Source organism: Streptomyces sp. NPDC021020 (assembly GCF_044333285.1).
GTDB lineage: Bacteria > Actinomycetota > Actinomycetes > Streptomycetales > Streptomycetaceae > Actinacidiphila.
Window position 1 is genome coordinate 158,767 of record NZ_JBIRQQ010000001.1, and the last position, 18,613, is coordinate 177,379.

Here is an 18,613-nt window from a genome sequence, read left to right on the forward strand (position 1 = left end):
ACCCATCCAACGGCCCTATAGGACGGTCCTCTTGCGCCCGCCGCAATACCCTGACGGGCAGTCACCGCTGCTCTACGCTGAGGCAAGGTCATGCCGCCGCCCCAGAGGGGGAGATCACCGTGCGCAGCCAGCCCCAGCTAGTCCTTCCCGCCGATCTGTGGGACCGCGAGAAGGCGCGAGGCGCCCTGGCCGCGCGCGACCTTGCAGCCGTGATCCGGCACTTCCGCCAGTACACCGGCGCCAGCCAGACCGCCGTGGGCTCCCTCGTAGGGCTCGCCCAGTCCGACATCAGCGCGATCGAGCGGGGCGTGCGCCAGGTCCAGAGCGTCACCGTCCTGACGCGGATCGCCGAGGGGCTCGACATCCCGCTCTCCCTGCTGGGCCTGGCCGACACGGCAGGAAGCGGTGATCCCCCGGCTCGACGCAATTCGCCCGTACCGCCGCTGACGGCCGCTAGGGTGGCCGGAGCCGAGCTGGAGGACGATGTGCGACGTCGTGAGGTGATGGCCGGGGCGCTGGGACTCGGCGCCAGTCTGATCGCCGGAACCGGCTCCGACGCGGCTGCGGCAGAACCGGCCGCCCAGAACCCGGCAGCCTCCATGGAGCGAGCTCTGTTCGAGCCGATCACTGCCAGGCCGACGACCCTGAGCGATCTCGCCGGTGGACTCACGTCAGCCCGCGCGATGTTCTCGGGCGCCCGCTACGCGGACCTCGGCCGCGCCCTCCCGTCGCTGATCGCCACGGCGGAGGCGACCCGCGAGGCCACCACCGGCCGCACACGGGAGCGCGCCCAGGCCGGCGTCGCCCGTGCCTACGTGCTGGCCACCGAGCTGGCCGTCAAGCAGCACTCCGAGGCGGCGTGGGCCACTGCGGACCGCGCGCTCCTGGCCGCACGGGCCAGCGGGGATCCGAAGGCTCTGAGCGATGCCGCGCGGGTCCTGGCCATCACCATGCGCCGCGCCGGACGTAGCCGCGCTGCTGTGGACTTCCTGACGCGTACCGCTACCTCGCTGGTCGTGGAGAAGGACGGACGGCAGGGCGACACCTTGGCCGCCCGCACCTGCCTGCTCATGACCGCCGCATACACGGCCGCCTCCGGGGGGCGCCGCAGCACCGCCCTGGATCTGCTCCAGGAGGCCGAGGAGACCGCCGACCGCATCACCGCCGACCGGAGCCGCAGCGCCGAGCCCGCTGGCCTCTTCACGATCTCGGCGAGCCCCGCCGAAGTCTCGATGTACCGGATCAGCAGCCTCACAGTCCTCGGGACACCCGATGACGCCGTCGCGTACGTCCGACGCGTCGAACCTGCCCGGCTGGCGAACACTGAGCGGGTCGCGCGCTACCTCACGGACACGGCCCGCATGTGGCACCAGCTCGGCGACGGGCGCCGCACCTTCAACGCGCTGCGCGCGATCGAGCACACCGCGCCGGAAGAAGTACGGCGCCCAGCGGTCCGCACGCTCACGGCCGACCTTCTGTACCGGCCGGGCAGTCTGGCCGGGCTACAGGAGTTCGCTGTGCGTACGGGTGCCGTGGCGGCCTGACACGCTCCTCACCCAACGGGCTCGGTGCGCCTCAGCGCGCGGCGCGTGAGGTCTCGCGGGACCAGGTCGCGAGGAGGCGGAGGGCGGTGGCGGAGGGGGAGTTCGCCTCCACCGTGTGGATGACGACGGCCTGGTCGGGGGTGTCGGGGAGGCGGAAGGTCTCGAAGGCGAGGTCGAGGGGGCCGACCAGGGGGTGGTGGTAGAGGTAGGCGCCGTGGGTTTTGTCGCGGAGGTGGTGGGCGGACCAGACCTCGCGGAAGTGGGGGCTGGACGTGTGGAGTTCGGCGAGGAGGGCGGCGAGGGCGGGGTCGCCGGGGTGGCGGGCCGCGTCGAGGCGGAGGTAGGCGGCGACGTCGTGGGCCTTCGCGCGCCAGTCGGCGTAGAGGCTGCGCATGGCGTCGTCGAGGAAGACCAGGCGGGCCATGTTGCGCTCGCGGGGCGGGAGTTCGGCGAAGTCGGTGAGGAGGGCGGCGGCGAGGGCGTTCCAGGCCAGCACCTGGGTGCCGCGGCCGATGACGTACGCCGGGACGTCGGCGGCGGAGTCCAGCAGGCGGCGCAGGCCGGGGCGTACGTCGTCGGAGGAGGGGTACGGGGACGGGTCCGAGCTCGGCGCGGGCCGCGCCAGGCGGTACAGGTGCTCGCGCTCCACCGCGTCGAGCCGCAGCGCGCGGGCGACCGCGTCGAGGACGGCCTCCGAGAAGTGCAGGGTGCGGCCCTGCTCCAGCCGGACGTAGTGGTCGACGCTCACCCCGGCGAGCTGCGCCAACTCCTCCCGGCGCAGGCCGGGTACGCGGCGCAGGCCGCCGTGCCGGGGCAACCCCAGATCCTCGGGGCGCAGCCGGGCGCGGCGTGAGCGCAGGAAGTCGCCCAGTTCGGTACGTCGGTCCATCGCCATGGGTCAAGTATCGGCGGAGGACGAGGAGATGGGCGGGCGGTGCCTGGTCACGCCGTGCCCAGGCACGGGAGGGCCGTGGCTGCGCGCGGCGTGCCCGGCGAGGGTGGAGGGACCGGAAGCGTTCCGGGGCCCGGCGCCAACCGGGCCGCGTCATCGGGGAGTTCACCGTCATGAGCAGCATGGACACCGTTCCGCTCGGCCGCACCGGCCTGCACATCTCCCGCCTGGGCTTCGGCTCGTGGGCGGTCTCCGGCTCCAACTGGTCCTACGGGTGGGGCGACACGGACGACGCCGAGTCGATCGAGGCGATACGGCACGCGGTGCGCGCGGGCGTCAACTGGATCGACACCGCCGCCGTCTACGGCCACGGCCACTCCGAGGAGCTGGTCGGGAAGGCCGTCGCGGGCCTCGCCGCGGACGAACGCCCTTACCTCTTCACGAAGGTGGGCCTGGTGTGGGACCCGGCGGACCCCTCGGCCGCGCCGCTGCGCACGATGCGGCCGGACAGCGTACGGCGCGAGGTCGAGGACTCGCTGCGGCGCCTCGGCGCCGAGCACATCGACCTCTACCAGGTGCACTGGCCCGACACGGGCGAGGTGCTGGGCGAGGGCAGCGGCCCCGCGCCGGTGGAGGCGACACCGCTGGAGGTCTACTGGCAGGTCATGGCCGACCTCAAGGCCGAGGGCAAGGTGCGCGCGATCGGCCTGTCCAACCACGCGCCCGCGCTGCTCGACGCGGCCGAGCGCATCGCGCACGTGGACGTCGTCCAGCCGCCGTTCTCCGCGATCAACCGCTCCGCGGCGGACGAGGTCGCCTGGGCGGCGGCCCACGGCACCGGCGTGATCGCCTACTCGCCCCTCCAGTCCGGCCTGCTTACCGGCACGTTCTCCGCCGAGCGGGTCGCGGGCCTGCCCGCGGACGACTGGCGCCGCGCCCACCCCGACTTCACCACCGCGCTCCCCGCCAACCTCGCCCTCGCCGACGCCCTGCGCCCGATCGCCGCCCGCCACGGCGCGAGCGTCACCGAGGTCGCCCTCGCGTGGACCCTCGCCTGGCCCGGCCTGACCGCCGCCATCGTCGGCGCCCGCACCCCCGCCCAGGTCGACGGCTGGCGCGACGCCGCGTCCCTGCGTCTGACGCGGGCGGACCTGGACGAGGTGGCCGCCGCGATCACGGCGACGGGAGCGGGTACGGGCCCGGCCCGGCCGTGAGCCCGGCCGGTGGCGGCGCCGCGCTCCACGACGTATTCGCCGCCCGCCGACCGGACGACGATGTCACCCGAGACGTCCAAGAGGCGCGGGAACTGCTCACGGACGGGCCGAGCGCTTCGTGGCCCGGCGCCTGATCCGCGACACGGGAGTCCTCGTCGCGATCGAACGCCCGGGCTCAGCCTTCGTTCCCGGTGGACCAGCTCAGGAGCTGTTGGGTGTCCAGCTCCATGCCGACGGGGTCGGGGAGCGGGAGCGGCTGGCCAAAGGGGACGGCCAACCGCAGGGCGTACGTGCCCTGTTCGAGGCGGCTGTGGACGGTGAAGCGGCAGGTGTCCAGGTCGACGAGCAGGTAGACGGGGATCCCCGCCTCCGCGTACGCGCGCGGCTTCTCGACGCGGTTGCGCCAGCTGCTCGCCCAGTCGCCGCGCGTCACCTCGGCTGTCATCAACACCCCCTCCGGGTCGGCCCACTGACCCGACCCGGGCAGCCGCCCGACCGGCAGGAGCGTCGCGTCCGGGACCGCGCGGCCGTCGCGGGCGGCCCCGACTCTGAGGCCGAGCCCGACGTGCAGGCCCCACTCGGGCCGCCGCTCCATGCACTGCCGGGCCAGCCACGCCGTCACCGTCGTGTGTCGGCCGTCCGGCCGGGGCTTGAACACCGGGCTGCCGCCGATGAGTTCCAGCCGCAGCCCCTCGACCTCCCGGGCCGCGTAATCCGCGAGTCGGTCGAACTCCTCCGGCAGGACGTGCGGTTGCCGCCGGGCCTCATACGTCGGCACGGCTCACCGGCCCCCGTGGCCGGCCGACAGCAGGTCCGCCGACGCCAGGTCCAGGACGAACCACACGACCTTGCCGATGTGGCGGCGCGGGTACGTGCCCCAGTGCGCCGACAGCGCCTCCACCAGCAGCAGGCCCCGCCCGCCCTCCGCGTCGGGCTCCACCGCCGGGCGCGGCACCGGCGGGGTCTCGCACGCGTCGGCGACCTCGACGCGCAGGAGCCGCCCCGGCGACAGCTCGACGTCCACCGCGACGAGGCGGCCCGTGGGACGCGTCGCGTGCCGCACCGAGTTCGTCACCAGCTCGCTCAGCAGCAGCTCGGCGGTGGCGCCCACCGCGCCGTCCACGTCCCACTCCGCGAGCTGCTTCACCAGCAGCCGCCGCGCCCGCTTCGGGGACCTCGCGCTCCGGGTGAACGTCCACCCCGTGCACACGCCCGGGCCCTGCACCGTGCTCATACCTTTCCCACCACTTTCCGTCACGCCGGATATCACCGTCTGTCCTCCAAGCGTTGCGGTGTGCAGCTACGCTCGACAACTGACGCGAACTCAGCTCTTGCGCTGTCAGGAAAGGCCGGTCCGCCATGGTGCAACCCAAGGACCTCAACCCGTTCGATTCCCCTCAGGCCTTCTACGGCTCGGAACTCCGCCGCCTGCGCAAGGCGGCCCTCCTCTCCCAGGAAGGCCTGGGCGAGCTCGTCTTCTGCTCCGGCGCGTACGTCGGCCAACTCGAAGTCGCCGACCGCAGGCCGCAGCTGGATCTCTCCCAGCGCTTCGACACCGTCCTGAAGTCGGACGGCCACCTGGAGCGGCTGTGCAAGATGGTCCTGAAGGCGACCAAGCACGCCGAATACTTCGCGGGTGTCGTCGACCTGATGACGCACGCCCTGACTATCCGCCAGTTCTCCTCTGCGCTCATTCCCGGCCTGTTCCAGACCGAGGCGTACGCTCGGGCGCTGTTCGAGGCCGGGGACCCGTCGCGCTCAGAGGACAAGGTGGCGGAGATGGTCTCCGCCCGGCTGGGCCGCAGGTGGCTGCTGGACGACCCGGCAACGCCCAAGTTTTGGGTCATCCTGCACGAAAACGCCCTGCGGATGCCCGTCTGCGACGGCGAAGGGATGCACGAGCAGCTCATGCACGTCGCGCAGGTCGCCCGCTCCCGGCGTGTGACCTTCCAGGTCCTGCCGGTGTCAGTAGGCGCGCACCCGCTGATGGGCAGCGAAGTCACCCTGATGACCTTCCGCGACGCCCCGACCGCCGCGTACGTCGAAGTCGCCCGCTCAGGACATTTGTTGGATTCGCCGGACATGGTGAGTGGCTACGTCGAGGCATACGATTTTTCCCGGGCCATCGCCCTCTCGCCGAAGGCGTCCCTGCACATGATCGAATCAGTGGCCAAGGAGTTCAGCGCGCAATGAGCACATCGAAGGTCCCCGGCACGGCCCAGTGGCGTAAGTCGTCGTACAGCAACGTCGACGGAGGCGAATGCGTCGAGGTCGCGGACGGGCTCACCGGCATCGTGCCCGTCCGCGACTCGAAGGACCCTGAGGGCCCCGCCCTCGCCTTCGGCACCGACGCGTGGGTCGCCTTCGTCGGCGCCGTCAAGGCGGGGGAGTTCGCGGGCTGAGCCCCAGCGCTGTCCGGGGTCAGCGCTCCACCGTGCCGATGAGGCGGCCGCGGGCGAGGACGGGGGCGGTGACGGAGGTCAGGAGGGCGCCGGGCCTTGCCTTGTCCGGCGCCGTCCCGCCGGGGGCGGGGCCCAGGGGGGTCGCCAGGGCGAAGAGCTGGAAGGTGTAGTGGTGCGGGCCGTGGCCCTTGACGGGGGCGGGGCCGTGGTAGCCGCGGCCTATGACGGAGCGCAGCACCGTGACGCCGGGGGCGGGGTGGCGGGCGGCGAGGGCGCCGGGGGGCAGGTCGCGTACGTCCGGGTCGACGAGGACGACGCAGTGGACGGCGGGCTTGGGGGTGGGGACGTCGGTGTCCTCCACGACCAGCAGGAGTTGGGCGGTGCCCGCAGGCGGCGGGGTCCAGGCCAGGTGGGGGGAGACGTTCCGGCCGCCCGCGTTCCTGGCGTGGTGCTCCGGCGGGATCGTGCCGCCGTGGGCGAAGTCGCGGCTGCTGAGGTCGAGCAGTTCGGGGCCTTGCAGATTCGGGCGGTTCCACGCGGAGTGGCTGTCGCCTGACCTGCGGTTCTTCAGCAATCGGCCGAGTATGGGCATGGTGGTGCTCCCGGTGTGGCGTGGTGGTGGGCGGTCCTCGGGCGGTCTGCCCGACCGGCCGGGTCAGATGCGCTGGGCCAGCCGGTCGAGCAGCGGCGCGGCCGCCGCGAGCTGTTCCCGCTCCTGCGGTGTGAAGCCGTCCGCCAGCGCCCGCGCGACCTGCTCGGTGCGGGCACTGCGCTTGTCCGCCAGCGCCTGGCGGCCCGCGTCGGTCAGGGCCAGGAGGACGCGCCTGCCGTCCTGCGGGTCGGTGCCGCGCTCGACCAGGCCGCGGGCCTGGAGGCCGCCGAGCGTGGCCCCCATCGCCTGCGCGGTGATCTGCTCCTGCCGGGCCAGCTCCGACGACGTCGTCGGGCCGGTGCGGTCCAGCTGGGAGAGGGCGGTGCGCTCGGGCATCGTCAGCTCGCCCTCGACCCGTACCTGACGTACTCGCCTCAGCAGCGCGCCGACTCCGGCTAGGAGGGCGGTGGCGATCTCGCCGGTGTCCAGCTCCTCACTCATATAATAAAGCTACCTTATCAACCTGCCTTAGTGAATCCGCTGCGGCCCCCGTCCGCCGCACGCTCGGGCAGCTCCGCGGTCAGCTCGCGGGGAGCATCAGTTTCTCCGCCTGGGGCTTGATCGCGTCGTGGACGGGGTCGAACTCCGAGGTCGCCGGGGTCGGGGTGTAGAAGGCCGCGATCGTGCGGCCGACGCGGACGGCCGTGAAGACGACCGGGAAGGGCGTCGGGTGGCCGTGGTCCTGGATCGTCTCGGTGATGCGGTAGGTCACGGCCTCGTCCCCGAAGTCGGGGGACGAGACGTCCTTGAGGTGGCCGTAGCTCACCTTGTCCTCGGCCGTGAAGCTCTTGCACGCGTGCAGGGCGGTCGTGAGGTCGGCCATGAACTTGTGGGCGTCGTCGCCCTCGTAGGAGGCCAGGCCCTCGGTGACGACGACCTTCGCGTCGATCAGGAACTGGTTGGTGATGTTCTGCTCGACGAAGGCGTGCGGCTCGTAGGCGCTGTCGAAGCCGGTGAGGTCCTGGAGCGGCTGGCAGGCCGCGGGCTTGGCGTGGATACGGGCCTGGCCGAGGTGCTGGCCCAGGCCGATGCCGCTGCCGAAGTGGCCGGGGTCGACCGGGTCGATCACGACGTTGCCGATGTCCCCGTGGCCGACGATCAGCTCCTTGAGCTGCTGCTCGTCCAGCGTGGAATTCGCCGCGGGCGTCGCGGGCGGTGTTGTCGTGGGCGCCGCGTGCGTGGCCGTCTTCGTCGCGGACGGCGCGGCCGCGTCGTCCTTCTTCCCCCCGCACGCCGTGACCGTCCCCGCGACCGCGAGCGCGCACAGCGCGAGCACGGCTGGTGCTGCCTTTCCGTTCATGTCCCCACCCCTTTGTTGCACAGCGGAACCGTTCCGCGGGGCAACTGTAGAGGGAGGGTCCTCAAGTACGCGCGGGAAAAGGCGAGTTCAGGGGGCGGCGGCGCAGCCCGGACCGCGCGGGTCGCCCTCCCGGTCGGCCAGCAGGATGTCGAGGGGCGAGAACGTGCCTTCGGCGTCCGGGATGGGCACGCGATCGAGGTCGGCGGTCGTTGCGGCCACGAGGCGGATCTGCCCCCGGGCCACGAGGTGCGCGTAGCGCTCGGAGTGGGGTGCGGCAGCAGGCATGGTGCCCCCTCTGTTGTGCGGCGGAGCCGTTCCGCCTCGCGCTCCATTGGAGCAGAGCCACGAACGGGTCCGGGGGCTATGCGCGGACGGGCCTGAGCGCCCCACGCCCCCCGGGCGGCAGTGCCGTGGACAGGCCCCCGGCCGCGGTGCCAGCATCGGGACGGTGACTGTCGAAGGGAAGAGCCTGCTCAGGCATCGGGACTTCGTGCTGCTGTGGGCCGGGCAGACCGTCAGCGAGGTCGGGTCGCAGATCTCCGTGCTCGCGCTGCCGCTCGTGGCCGTCGTCGTGCTGAAGGCCAGCGCGTGGCAGGTGGGGCTGCTGTCGGCGGCCGGGACGTGCGCGTATCTGCTGGTCGCGCTGCCCGCGGGGGCCGTCGTGGACCGGGTGCGCAAGCGGCCGCTCATGCTGGGGTGCAACCTCGGGCTGCTCGTCGTCATGGGGTCCGTGCCCGTCGCGCACGCGTGCGGCGTGCTCACGCTCGGGCAGCTCTACGGGGTCGAGTTCGCGGACGGCGTGCTGTCCGTCTTCTTCGTCGTCGCCTACCAGAGCCTGCTGCCGCACCTGCTGCGCGACGAGCAGCTCATGGACGGCAACGGCAAGCTCGCCGCGACCCAGTCAGGCGCGCAGATCGCCGGGCCGGGGCTCGGGGCCGGGCTCGTCGCCGCCGCCGGGGCCGCGACCGCCGTCGTCGCGGACGCGGTCTCCTTCGCGGTCTCCGCGCTCACCCTCGCCGGGATCCGTACGAAGGAGCCCGAGCCGGTGAAAGCGGCGGGCGGGCCCTCGCTGCAGGCCCAGATCGCGGAGGGCCTGCGGCACGTGCTGCGGGACCCGATCCTGCGCAACTCCGTCGCCTTCAACGGCACCGCCAACTTCTTCGTCATCATGGTCGAGACGCTCGGCCCGGTCTTCCTCATCCGCACCCGGCACGTCGACCCGGGCCTCGTCGGACTGCTCCTCGCGCTCGGCGCGGTCGGCGGCGTCGCGGGCGGGGCCGCGGCGAAGTCGCTCGCGCGGCAGGTCGGCTCCGCGCGCATCAGCTGGATCGCCATGACCGTGCTCGCGCTGCCGGGGCTCCTCATCCCGCTCGCGGGCAGCGGGCCGCGCGCAGTGCTCTACGGGGTCGGGTGGAGCGCCTGGACCTTCTCCTCCGTCGTCACCGGCATCTCGCTGGTCAGCTACCGGCAGGCGACCTGCCCGCCGGGCATGATCGGCCGGGTCAGCGCGGCCGCGCGCTGGATCACCTGGGGGACGCTGCCGCTCGGCGGGCTCGCGGGTGGCGCCCTCGCGAGCGTCCTGGGCGTACGGGCCACGCTGTGGATCGCCGTCGTCGGAGGCTGCTCCTCGGGGCTGTGGCTCTTCTTCTCGCCGCTGCGGCGCATGCGGGACATTCCGCTGGGCGGTGGTGCGGTGGCGGCGGGGGCCGCGGCCTGACCGTGCTCGGGGGGCCAAGGGCCCTGACACCGTGCGGGGTTCGTGGTTGGCTGGGGCGGTCACACACTCGCCCGAACCGAAGGCAGAGCATGTACGAGTACAAGGTCGTCACCTTCCGTGAGTCGCTGATAGGCGACGCGCTCGACAGCGACAAGCTGGAGAAGACGCTCAACAAGCACGCGGAGGACGGGTGGGTGCTGAAGGACATCACGTCCGGTGATGTGAAGGGGCGGGTTGGGCCCGGGGCCGTCGAGGGGCTGCTCCTCACGTTCGAGCGGCCTCGCCAGGGCTGAGGCTTGCGCCTCGGGGGCTTTCGCCACGGGGTGCCTCTTGCGCTGGGCGCGCGGCCTTCTCGCCGCGGGGGCTGGGCGCGCAGTTCCTCGCGCCCCTTCCGCGCCGGGGTGCCTCTTGCGCTGGTCGCGCGAGCTTCTCGCCGTGGTGGGTTGCTCGCGCAGTTCCTCGCGCCCCTTACCCCACGGGCTGCCCCGTTCCCCGATCGCGGGACCTTCTGCCGGTGGGGGCTGGTCGCTCCGTTCTCCCCCAGAGCTTCGCCTGGGAGGTACCCCCACGCGCCCCTGATTGGTTGCCCCGCGCCGCAGGCGTCAACCCCCTGCGGCGCAGGCACGAGCCCCCCGCGGCGCAGGCACCAGCCCCCCGCCGCAGGCGGGAGGCCTCGCGGTGTCGGACCCCGGGGCTAGGGTCGGGGGATGGCGAATGCTGGGCGTCGACGGGCGCGTGCGTACGATCCGGAACGGACGTGGGGGGCGCTGCTCGCGCAGGCGGGGCTCGTGCGGGATGCCGTGCGGGGGCTCCGTGCGGAGCAGTACGCGGGGGCGTCCGGGCTGCCGGGGTGGGATGTGCGGCTGCTGGTTGCGCACATCGTGCGGCAGATCGACGTGCTCGGGGAGCTGCTCGGCGCGGCGGAGCCGCCGCCCGGGGGGCGGCTGATCGGGCTGGACGGCTGGACGCAGGCCACCGAGCCGGTCGCGGCGCAGCTGGACGCCGGGACGAAGGAGACCGCCGCCGCGATGGGCGAGCCCGTCGCGGCGATCGAGGCCGCGGTGGAGGGGCTGGCGTCGCTGCGCGAGGAGGCGCTGCGGCCGGGGCGGCTGCTGCCCGAGCCGTTCGGCGGGATGCGGGCGCTGGATTTCACGGTGACGCGGCTCGTGGAGCTGGTCGTGCACACCGACGACCTGGCCCGAGCGACGGGCGCGGAGCCGGTCTTCGACCGGCAGGCGCTCGCCGCCACGGTGCGGGTGCTCGCGGACGGGCTCGCGGCGAAGGCGCCGGGCAACGCGGTGGAGGTGCGGGTGCCGCCGTACGCGGCGGTGCAGTGCGTCGAGGGGCCCCGGCACACCCGCGGCACCCCGCCCAACGTCGTCGAGACGGATCCGCTGACGTGGGTCCGGCTGGCGACCGGGCGTACGGAGTGGGCCGCGGCGGTCGAGGACGCCGCCGTCGCCGCGAGCGGCGAGCGCGCGGACCTGGCCGCGTACCTCCCGGTGATGCGCTGAGGCGGCCACCGGCCGTACGGGACCTCGGTGGTCAGCCGCTGACAGCCAAGTCACCCCGTGGCGCGCCCGTCATGCACTGCCGTATCCGTATCGTCCCGGAATCCACCCCGCCCGCGGTGGCGTAATTACGCCGGTAGCCAGGCGTTCCCTAGGTGCGGCCCGGCGCGCGCTCCTACTATCGACACGGCGAGACCGGCTGCTGAAACCGAACCTTCCGGCCGGGATCGACCCGGAAGACGCGCCCGCCGGAACCCCCGTACCGGCGGGCGTTTCCGTGCCCGCAGACATGCGGGGTCCGCAAGATCATCTCCGGCCGTCGTACCGGCTCTTTCCGGCCACCGCGGGCGGCAGCCGGAGCCGCTCTCCGCGATACGCGTCCGGCGGAAACATCTGAGCCCTATGATGCGGGCGCAGTCTCGTCGGCTGCGTGAGAACCCCATGAGCGGCCGGCGGCCCCGCCTTGGGGGGTACGTCACACCCCCGTGCCCCCCAAGGCGCTACGCGCATAGAAGTCCTGCTCGGCGGCGCTCCGTGACCGTCCCCCGTTCGGACGACGGGCGATCCTGCCCTAGACTCGAAACGTGCCACGTGGTGACGGACGACTCAGCCACGACCTGCTCCCCGGCGAGAAGGGCCCCCAGGACGCGTGTGGCGTCTACGGTGTCTGGGCCCCCGGCGAAGAGGTCGCCAAGCTCACCTATTTCGGGCTGTACGCCCTGCAGCACCGCGGACAGGAGTCCGCGGGCATCGCAGTGAGCAACGGTTCGCAGATCCTGGTCTTCAAGGACATGGGCCTGGTCTCCCAGGTCTTCGACGAGACCTCCCTCGGCTCGCTGACCGGCCATATCGCCGTCGGCCACGCCCGCTACTCGACCACCGGCGCCTCGGTGTGGGAGAACGCGCAGCCCACCTTCCGGGCCACCGGCAACGGCTCGATCGCGCTCGGCCACAACGGCAATCTGGTCAACACCGCGGAGCTGGCCGAAATGGTCGCCGAGCTGCCGCAGACCCCGGGCCGGGCGACCAAGGTCGCCGCGACCAACGACACCGACCTGGTCACGGCGCTGCTCGCCGGGCAGTGCGACGCCGAGGGCAACCCGCTGTCCGTCGAGGACGCCGCCCCGCTGGTGCTGCCGAAGATCAAGGGCGCCTTCAGCCTCGTCTACATGGACGAGCACACCCTCTACGCCGCCCGCGACCCGCAGGGCATCCGCCCGCTGGTGCTGGGCCGGCTGGAGCGCGGCTGGGTCGTCGCCTCCGAGACCGCGGCCCTCGACATCTGCGGTGCGAGCTTCGTCCGGGAGATCGAGCCCGGCGAGCTGGTCGCGATCGACGAGCAGGGCGTGCGCACCTCGCGCTTCGCGCCCGCCCGCCCCAAGGGCTGCGTGTTCGAATACGTCTACCTGGCGCGCCCCGACACCGAGATCGCCGGCCGCAGCGTCTACCTCTCGCGGGTCGAGATGGGCCGCAAGCTCGCCGCCGAGTCGCCCGTCGAGGCCGACCTGGTGATAGCCACGCCGGAGTCCGGTACGCCCGCCGCGATCGGCTACGCCGAGGCCAGCGGGATCCCGTACGGCTCCGGCCTGGTCAAGAACTCCTACGTCGGCCGGACGTTCATCCAGCCCTCGCAGACCATCCGGCAGCTCGGCATCCGGCTCAAGCTCAACCCGCTCAAGGAGGTCGTCCGCGGCAAGCGGCTCGTGGTGGTGGACGACTCGATCGTCCGCGGCAACACCCAGCGGGCCCTGGTGCGGATGCTGCGCGAGGCGGGCGCGGCCGAGGTCCATGTGCGGATCTCGTCGCCGCCGGTGAAGTGGCCGTGCTTCTTCGGTATCGACTTCGCCACCCGCGCGGAGCTGATCGCCAACGGCATGAGCGTCGACGAGATCGGCGCCTCGCTGGGCGCGGACTCGCTCGCGTACATCTCGCTGGACGCGATGGTCGAGGCGACCACGATCGCCAAGCCGAACCTGTGCCGCGCGTGCTTCGACGGCGAATACCCCATGGAGCTGCCCGACCCCGAGCTGCTGGGCAAGCAGCTGCTGGAGGTCGAGCTGGCGGGCGGCGCGGACGCCGCCGACGCCCTGCGCAGGCCGTGAGCCCGGCCGCTTCCGCGATTCCCCGACACGAAAGTGCCTGCAATGCCTGAGACAAACGGTGCGAGCTACGCCGCCGCCGGCGTCGACATCGAGGCCGGCGACCGGGCCGTCACGCTCATGAAGGAATGGGTGCGCAAGGCGTCCCGTCCCGAGGTCGTCGGCGGTATCGGCGGCTTCGCGGGCCTCTTCGACGCCTCCGCCCTCAAGCGCTACGAGCGCCCGCTGCTGGCCTCGGCGACCGACGGCGTCGGCACCAAGGTCGACATCGCCCGCCGGATGGGCGTCTACGACACCATCGGCCACGACCTGGTCGGCATGGTCGTCGACGACCTGGTGGTGTGCGGCGCGGAGCCGCTGTTCATGACCGACTACATCTGCGTCGGCAAGGTCCACCCGGAGCGGGTCGCGGCCATCGTCAAGGGCATCGCCGAGGGCTGCGTCCTGGCCGGCTGCGCGCTGGTCGGCGGCGAGACCGCCGAGCACCCGGGCCTGCTGGGCGCCGACGACTTCGACGTCGCGGGCGCCGGGACGGGCGTGGTCGAGGCGGACGCGATGCTCGGCGCGGACCGCATCCGTTCGGGTGACGCGGTGATCGCGATCGAGTCCTCCGGGCTTCACTCGAACGGGTACAGCCTGGTCCGCCATGTGCTGAGCGAGGCGAACGGCTGGGCGCTGGACCGCGAGATCGCGGAGCTCGGCCGCACCCTCGGCGAGGAGCTGCTGGAGCCGACCAAGATCTACGCGCTGGACTGCCTGGCCCTGACCCGTACGACCGAGGTGCACGCCTTCGCGCACATCACCGGCGGCGGGCTCGCCAACAACCTGGCCCGGGTCGTCCCCGACGGGCTGAACGCCACCGTCGACCGCTCCACCTGGGTGCCCGCGCCGATCTTCGGCCTGGTCGGGGTGGAGGGCCGGATCGAGCGCTCGGAGCTGGAGCGCACCCTCAACATGGGCGTCGGCATGGTCGCCGTCCTCCCGCAGGAATCCGTCGAGGTCGCGCTGAGCGTGCTGGCCGACCGCGGGGTGGACGCCTGGGTGGCCGGCGAGGTCAACGCACGCGAGGACGGCGACGGGGCCGTACGGATGATCGGCGACTACGCCGGGTGACGTCCGGGACCGCGGGCACGACGAAACCCGGTCGGAGGCTGACCGCCCCCGACCGGGTCACCGCAGGTGGTGCCGTTGCGGGTGTCGTTACCGCGTCAAGCGCGACGACGTTGCGACGACGCGGATGACGAACCCGAGGACTCGTCGCCCTCGTCGTCGTCGTCATCGTTGTACAGATCCGCGTACTGAGCGTACGGGTCGTCGTCGTCCAGCTCGTCGTCGTCGTCATCGTCTTCGACGGACTCCGGATTCACCGGCATCGACGACGATGCGCCCAGCTCGTCAGCCAGACGGGCAAGATCCGTGCCGCCAGAGTTGTACTTCAACTGGCGGGCGACCTTCGTCTGCTTGGCCTTGGCCCGGCCGCGCCCCATGGCTCGACCCCCTTAACGGCGGGGCTCAGCGGCCCCGAGTCTTGACACGCGTTCATGATGCGGAAGGCGTCCTCGCGGACGACCTACCCGTAGGGCCTCAACGGTACCTGCTTCCGACGCCGCACGGTACGTCGCCCGCACGACGCGCGTCGGAACAGGGGCTGTTCGTGGCCCTGTCCTGCCTGGTCAGGCCCGATTTTACCTTCTTCTAGCACCAACTTGCTATCGGGCCGTGCGTTCGGTCACGTGCGTCACTCCCGGCTACTGGCGGATACTCGCGAGTACCCCCGGCCCGTTCACGGACGCAGCCATTCGTCGGCCGGTGTCCGGTCCGCCATCCGCTGCTCGGCGAGCCGGTCGGCGGCGACCGCGGGCGGCACCCCGTCGGCGCTCGCGCGCTCGAAAATGGCCAGCGTCGTGTCGTAGATCCGCGTCGCCTTGGCCTTGGCCCGGTCGAAATCGAAACCGTGCAGTTCGTCCGCGACCTGGATGACGCCGCCGGCGTTCACGACGTAGTCGGGCGCGTACAGGATGCCGCGGTCGGCGAGGTCCTTCTCGACGCCGGTGTGGGCGAGCTGGTTGTTGGCCGCGCCGCACACCACGGTCGCCGTCAGGGCGGCCACCGTCTTGTCGTCGAGCGCGCCGCCGAGCGCGCAGGGCGCGTACACGTCCAGCGGGGTGCGGACCAGCACCTCCGCGTCGCTCACCACCGAGACCTCGGGGTGCCGGGCGGTGACGGCCTCGACCGCGGCGGCCCGCACATCGGTCAGCACGACCTCCGCGCCGTCCTCCAGCAGGTGCTCGACGAGGTGCTTGCCGACTTTGCCGACGCCCGCGATGCCGACCCGGCGGCCGCGCAGCGACGCCTGGCCCCACTGCACCCGGGCGGCGGCGCGCATGCCCTGGTAGACGCCCCACGCGGTGAGCACCGAGGAGTCGCCCGCCCCGCCGTTCTCCGGGGAGCGGCCGGTCGTCCAGCGGTTCTCGCGCGCGACCACGTCCATGTCGGCGACGTAGGTGCCGACGTCGCACGCCGTCACGTACCGGCCGCCGAGCGAGGCGACCGCGCGCCCGTAGGCGAGCAGCAGGGCCTCGGTCTTGTCGGTGTCCGGGTCGCCGATGATCACGGCCTTGCCGCCGCCGTGGTCGAGACCGGCAAGCGCGTTCTTGTACGACATGCCGCGGGCGAGGTTCAGCGCGTCGGCGACGGCCTCCTCGTCGGAGGCGTAGGGGAAGAAACGGGTACCGCCCAGGGCGGGGCCCAGTGCGGTGGAGTGGAGCGCGACGACGGCCTTGAGGCCGGACGCGCGGTCCTGGCAGAGAACGACCTGCTCGTGCCCGCCCTGCTCCGATCGGAACAGCTTGGCGATGACACTCCCGGTGTCGGTTACGTCGGTCACGGTGGTGACTCCCATAGTCCGGTTGCCCAGTGCTGCGGATGGCTCTCGCCCCCGTACGGGTGGCGGAGGCGCGATGCTGGGCTCAGCGTAGGCCCTCCCGGGGGGTACGGCGTGGCGCGCGGCCCCCACACCACCCCCTACGGCGCACCCCGGCCGGCGGGTCGCCCGTGGGCGTGACCAGTGGCCGGGATCACCTCCCGGGCGTGCGGGCGCGTGGGACGATCGACGGGGACGCCGCGGATGATCGACGGGGACGCCGCGGCGGCACGGCGGCGCGAGGAGCGGGTGTGAGCGGTTCACCGGTAGTGGTCCCGTACGCGGCCTATTTGCGCGTCTACGAGCCGCTGGCGGCCTTTCCGGAGCCCGAACGCACCCACTGGTACCGCTACGCCGCGGCCGGCACCTGCCGGACCGCGCAGGACGAGCTGCGGCAGTCGCTGGCGGGGCTCGTGCCCGTCCCGCCGATCGCCGTTCCCGTGCACGAGAGCGCGGACGCCTTCGTCGCCGACATCGGCGGGGTCACCCACATCTGCCCCTGGCGCACCCGGCTGCGCGGCTGGCTCGCGCTGGAGACCTTCGGGCAGCAGCTGGCGCCGCCGGTGCTGGACGCGATGCTGCCGCCGGTCGTCCGCCGGCAGGCCGCCGCCGACCACGAGTCCTGGCGCGAGCGCAACCCGGACGCCCGGCCCTGGATCCGCACCGCGACCTGGCACGTCCCCGTGCGCTGGTTCGTCCTCGTCGGCGACGACGAGCGGGAGTACGAGCCGGCGGGCGAGGGGGAGCGCAAGGAGCCGCTGCTGCGCTACCGCACCCCGATGGTGCAGGCCCGCCGCCGGGTGGCGCGGGGGCTTCGGGTGCTCAAGGACGCGCTGGACGACGGCGGCCCGCTGATCGACGGGCTCGTGGACGTCGGCCGCTGGCTGGAGGAATTCCACCCGCGCTCGCTCGTCGAGCTGGACTACGGGGGCTTGGTGCACATCATGGGCCCCGAGCGGCTGGCCGAGGACCGCTCGGCCGCGGACGTCGCCGAGGGCCTGGCCTCGCTGCGGGAGGGCGACTCGGCGGCGGCGGGCGTCGCGTACGAGCGGCTGACCGACCGCTGGCGGGCGGTGCGGGAGCTGCAGTTCTCGAACTGAGGCGATTCGGATTATCGGGTCAAGCGTGATGGAGAGCACGTACCTGGAGTCTTGCCTGGATCACCATCTGTCATGCCAAAATGGGACAACGGGTCCGCCTCGGGCTCGATTCGAAGGTGGGGATGTGGCAGTTGATCGTGCTGTGACTGATCGTCACGCTCGCGTGACTGTCCGTTATGACACGGTCCATCGGCTTCCGCCGAGCTTGAACACCTGAGAGGGCAAATCCATCGGTTTGGCCGACGCGGCTGGACGGATGGTGTAGTTGTAGTGCCGAGGACAAGCCGTTCGTCCTATTACCGACTCGGCCCGCGCCTGCCATTTCGGGCAACGCGGGTCAAGGTGCAGAATTCAGAGGAAAGAACCGCGCTGGTTCGGTTCTCTCAAGGAGGCCGCTCATGACCGCTCGCACCCCTGATGCCGAGCCGTTGCTCACCCCTGCCGAGGTCGCGACCATGTTCCGCGTCGACCCCAAGACGGTCACGCGCTGGGCCAAGGCAGGCAAGCTCACGTCCATCCGCACGCTGGGCGGCCACCGCCGCTACCGCGAGGCGGAGGTACGTGCGCTGCTCGCGGGCATTCCGCAGCAGCGCAGCGAGGCCTGACCGGCACTTTTGGACGCCGTCCCCCTAAGCGGCGCCCGGTCCCGGCGGATCGCCTGCCCCCATCAGGCACCCCAAGGGACCCAGCTCCACCGGCTCCATCAGCAGTGCTTCGGCAGTTGCTTCGTATGACGCGGATCCCGCCGGATCCGCACCAGCAGGACAGCAGAACCACAGCAGCACCACAGCTTCACCGCGATCGCATCGGACTCCGCCGGGTCCGGTGCGATTCGTTTTTGTGCCGTGTTCGCGCCCTCTTTCGTGCCTTGGCACGATGTCTCGGACGTGGTGCCATTGCACATATTAAATCGACGGCCCTGCGGAGGGCGTCAGGTTCCGTGATTCCGGAACGAGTTCACGTGACTCCCGTCACATGCTGCGGACTTGTGGATCTTGCGCGCGGTGCGGTAGTGAACTCCCGCGCCGGAAGGGGGTGTCGGGAGAGGCCGGGCGCATCACCGGACGAAGGCACGCAAAAAGACCCGGCTCCTTGCGGAACCGGGTCTCCGGGTCGAACTACTGCGGTCCTGACGGGATTTGAACCCGCGGCCTCCACCTTGACAGGGTGGCGAGCACTCCAAACTGCTCCACAGGACCTCGCTGCGGAACAGACTCTACAGCAGGTCAGGGGGTGCGGTCGAACTCGGTCGCGAGAGG

Annotated in this window: 20 protein-coding genes and 1 tRNA gene; 11 read left to right on the top strand and 10 right to left on the bottom strand. The window is 72.2% G+C overall.

The features are described from left to right. Nucleotides 1-119 precede the first annotated feature (119 nt). Nucleotides 120-1,544 carry a helix-turn-helix domain-containing protein gene (locus ACH4SL_RS00700; RefSeq protein WP_398441101.1) on the top strand — a complete coding sequence of 475 codons (1,425 nt, stop codon included), beginning with the start codon at nt 120-122 and terminating at the stop codon, nt 1,542-1,544. A 31-nt stretch (nt 1,545-1,575) separates the two neighbouring features. Here the strand turns inward: ACH4SL_RS00700 and ACH4SL_RS00705 are convergent, their stop codons facing one another. Then, complete coding sequence (locus ACH4SL_RS00705; protein WP_398441102.1) at nt 1,576-2,439, bottom strand: helix-turn-helix transcriptional regulator; 864 nt, start codon at nt 2,437-2,439, stop codon at nt 1,576-1,578. Nucleotides 2,440-2,609: 170 nt separating this feature from the next. On the opposite strand from ACH4SL_RS00705, the gene ACH4SL_RS00710 reads away from it, so the two are divergent. Then, entirely contained in the window at nt 2,610-3,650 is a 1,041-nt protein-coding gene (locus tag ACH4SL_RS00710) for an aldo/keto reductase (protein ID WP_398441103.1), read from the top strand. 175 nt (nt 3,651-3,825) lie between these two features. Here ACH4SL_RS00710 and ACH4SL_RS00715 read toward each other — a convergent pair whose 3' ends face one another. Both ACH4SL_RS00715 and ACH4SL_RS00720 read right to left on the bottom strand, forming a co-directional pair. Beyond that, nucleotides 3,826-4,428 carry a Uma2 family endonuclease gene (locus tag ACH4SL_RS00715; RefSeq protein WP_398441104.1) on the bottom strand — a complete coding sequence of 201 codons (603 nt, stop codon included), beginning with the start codon at nt 4,426-4,428 and terminating at the stop codon, nt 3,826-3,828. 3 nt (nt 4,429-4,431) lie between these two features. Then, on the bottom strand, nt 4,432-4,884 hold the full coding sequence (locus tag ACH4SL_RS00720; protein ID WP_398441105.1) for an ATP-binding protein: 453 nt from the start codon (nt 4,882-4,884) through the stop codon (nt 4,432-4,434). 125 nt (nt 4,885-5,009) lie between these two features. On the opposite strand from ACH4SL_RS00720, the gene ACH4SL_RS00725 reads away from it, so the two are divergent. After that, entirely contained in the window at nt 5,010-5,843 is an 834-nt protein-coding gene (locus ACH4SL_RS00725) for a Scr1 family TA system antitoxin-like transcriptional regulator (protein ID WP_398441106.1), read from the top strand. Beyond that, nucleotides 5,840-6,052 carry a DUF397 domain-containing protein gene (locus ACH4SL_RS00730; protein ID WP_398441107.1) on the top strand — a complete coding sequence of 71 codons (213 nt, stop codon included), beginning with the start codon at nt 5,840-5,842 and terminating at the stop codon, nt 6,050-6,052. Before ACH4SL_RS00725 ends, ACH4SL_RS00730 begins: the two co-directional genes overlap by 4 nt. Before the next feature lie 19 nt (nt 6,053-6,071). Here ACH4SL_RS00730 and ACH4SL_RS00735 read toward each other — a convergent pair whose 3' ends face one another. The 4 genes from ACH4SL_RS00735 to ACH4SL_RS00750 form a co-directional block, all read right to left on the bottom strand. Then, nucleotides 6,072-6,644 carry a YbhB/YbcL family Raf kinase inhibitor-like protein gene (locus ACH4SL_RS00735; protein WP_398441108.1) on the bottom strand — a complete coding sequence of 191 codons (573 nt, stop codon included), beginning with the start codon at nt 6,642-6,644 and terminating at the stop codon, nt 6,072-6,074. Nucleotides 6,645-6,707: 63 nt separating this feature from the next. Continuing rightward, nucleotides 6,708-7,145: a MarR family winged helix-turn-helix transcriptional regulator gene (locus ACH4SL_RS00740; RefSeq protein ID WP_398441109.1), complete on the bottom strand. Its 438-nt coding sequence runs from the start codon at nt 7,143-7,145 to the stop codon at nt 6,708-6,710. Nucleotides 7,146-7,224: 79 nt separating this feature from the next. Then, on the bottom strand, nt 7,225-8,004 hold the full coding sequence (locus ACH4SL_RS00745; protein WP_398441110.1) for a hypothetical protein: 780 nt from the start codon (nt 8,002-8,004) through the stop codon (nt 7,225-7,227). 87 nt (nt 8,005-8,091) lie between these two features. Then, nucleotides 8,092-8,289, bottom strand: coding sequence for a hypothetical protein (locus ACH4SL_RS00750; RefSeq protein ID WP_398441111.1), 198 nt, complete (start codon nt 8,287-8,289; stop codon nt 8,092-8,094). A 163-nt stretch (nt 8,290-8,452) separates the two neighbouring features. On the opposite strand from ACH4SL_RS00750, the gene ACH4SL_RS00755 reads away from it, so the two are divergent. From ACH4SL_RS00755 to purM, 5 genes are all read left to right on the top strand, one after another. Continuing rightward, nucleotides 8,453-9,721 carry an MFS transporter gene (locus ACH4SL_RS00755; protein WP_398441112.1) on the top strand — a complete coding sequence of 423 codons (1,269 nt, stop codon included), beginning with the start codon at nt 8,453-8,455 and terminating at the stop codon, nt 9,719-9,721. A gap of 89 nt (nt 9,722-9,810) precedes the next feature. After that, entirely contained in the window at nt 9,811-10,014 is a 204-nt protein-coding gene (locus tag ACH4SL_RS00760; RefSeq protein ID WP_398441113.1) for a DUF4177 domain-containing protein, read from the top strand. A 414-nt stretch (nt 10,015-10,428) separates the two neighbouring features. Continuing rightward, nucleotides 10,429-11,235: a sterol carrier family protein gene (locus ACH4SL_RS00765; RefSeq protein ID WP_398441114.1), complete on the top strand. Its 807-nt coding sequence runs from the start codon at nt 10,429-10,431 to the stop codon at nt 11,233-11,235. 581 nt (nt 11,236-11,816) lie between these two features. Next, nucleotides 11,817-13,334 (top strand): amidophosphoribosyltransferase, encoded by a 1,518-nt coding sequence (purF, locus tag ACH4SL_RS00770; protein WP_398441115.1) that lies wholly within the window; start codon nt 11,817-11,819, stop codon nt 13,332-13,334. 42 nt (nt 13,335-13,376) lie between these two features. Continuing rightward, nucleotides 13,377-14,444: a phosphoribosylformylglycinamidine cyclo-ligase gene (purM, locus tag ACH4SL_RS00775; RefSeq protein ID WP_398441116.1), complete on the top strand. Its 1,068-nt coding sequence runs from the start codon at nt 13,377-13,379 to the stop codon at nt 14,442-14,444. 95 nt (nt 14,445-14,539) lie between these two features. On the opposite strand, the gene ACH4SL_RS00780 is transcribed toward purM, so the two are convergent. Both ACH4SL_RS00780 and ACH4SL_RS00785 read right to left on the bottom strand, forming a co-directional pair. Continuing rightward, nucleotides 14,540-14,818, bottom strand: coding sequence for a DUF3073 domain-containing protein (locus ACH4SL_RS00780; RefSeq protein ID WP_398441117.1), 279 nt, complete (start codon nt 14,816-14,818; stop codon nt 14,540-14,542). 296 nt (nt 14,819-15,114) lie between these two features. Continuing rightward, a complete protein-coding gene (locus ACH4SL_RS00785) occupies nt 15,115-16,218 on the bottom strand; it encodes a Leu/Phe/Val dehydrogenase (protein WP_398441118.1) in 1,104 nt (367 codons plus the stop codon). A 287-nt stretch (nt 16,219-16,505) separates the two neighbouring features. Between ACH4SL_RS00785 and ACH4SL_RS00790 the strand changes: the two genes are divergently transcribed. Next, complete coding sequence (locus ACH4SL_RS00790) at nt 16,506-17,354, top strand: hypothetical protein (RefSeq protein WP_398441119.1); 849 nt, start codon at nt 16,506-16,508, stop codon at nt 17,352-17,354. A gap of 398 nt (nt 17,355-17,752) precedes the next feature. Then, nucleotides 17,753-17,959 (top strand): developmental transcriptional regulator BldC, encoded by a 207-nt coding sequence (bldC, locus tag ACH4SL_RS00795; RefSeq protein ID WP_003949541.1) that lies wholly within the window; start codon nt 17,753-17,755, stop codon nt 17,957-17,959. A 519-nt stretch (nt 17,960-18,478) separates the two neighbouring features. Here the strand turns inward: bldC and ACH4SL_RS00800 are convergent. Continuing rightward, nucleotides 18,479-18,553, bottom strand: a tRNA-Asp gene (locus tag ACH4SL_RS00800). Nucleotides 18,554-18,613: the final 60 nt, after the last annotated feature.

Bases quoted from the DNA above. Each gene is read 5' to 3' on its own strand.
- ACH4SL_RS00730 (WP_398441107.1), top strand. From the start codon at position 5,840: ATGAGCACATCGAAGGTCCCCGGCACGGCCCAGTGGCGTAAGTCGTCG.
- ACH4SL_RS00740 (WP_398441109.1), bottom strand. From the start codon at position 7,145: ATGAGTGAGGAGCTGGACACCGGCGAGATCGCCACCGCCCTCCTAGCC.
- ACH4SL_RS00735 (WP_398441108.1), bottom strand. From the start codon at position 6,644: ATGCCCATACTCGGCCGATTGCTGAAGAACCGCAGGTCAGGCGACAGC.
- ACH4SL_RS00765 (WP_398441114.1), top strand. From the start codon at position 10,429: ATGGCGAATGCTGGGCGTCGACGGGCGCGTGCGTACGATCCGGAACGG.
- purM (WP_398441116.1), top strand. From the start codon at position 13,377: ATGCCTGAGACAAACGGTGCGAGCTACGCCGCCGCCGGCGTCGACATC.
- ACH4SL_RS00760 (WP_398441113.1), top strand. From the start codon at position 9,811: ATGTACGAGTACAAGGTCGTCACCTTCCGTGAGTCGCTGATAGGCGAC.
- ACH4SL_RS00780 (WP_398441117.1), bottom strand. From the start codon at position 14,818: ATGGGGCGCGGCCGGGCCAAGGCCAAGCAGACGAAGGTCGCCCGCCAG.
- ACH4SL_RS00710 (WP_398441103.1), top strand. From the start codon at position 2,610: ATGAGCAGCATGGACACCGTTCCGCTCGGCCGCACCGGCCTGCACATC.
- bldC (WP_003949541.1), top strand. From the start codon at position 17,753: ATGACCGCTCGCACCCCTGATGCCGAGCCGTTGCTCACCCCTGCCGAG.
- ACH4SL_RS00705 (WP_398441102.1), bottom strand. From the start codon at position 2,439: ATGGCGATGGACCGACGTACCGAACTGGGCGACTTCCTGCGCTCACGC.
- ACH4SL_RS00750 (WP_398441111.1), bottom strand. From the start codon at position 8,289: ATGCCTGCTGCCGCACCCCACTCCGAGCGCTACGCGCACCTCGTGGCC.
- ACH4SL_RS00725 (WP_398441106.1), top strand. From the start codon at position 5,010: ATGGTGCAACCCAAGGACCTCAACCCGTTCGATTCCCCTCAGGCCTTC.
- ACH4SL_RS00745 (WP_398441110.1), bottom strand. From the start codon at position 8,004: ATGAACGGAAAGGCAGCACCAGCCGTGCTCGCGCTGTGCGCGCTCGCG.
- ACH4SL_RS00720 (WP_398441105.1), bottom strand. From the start codon at position 4,884: ATGAGCACGGTGCAGGGCCCGGGCGTGTGCACGGGGTGGACGTTCACC.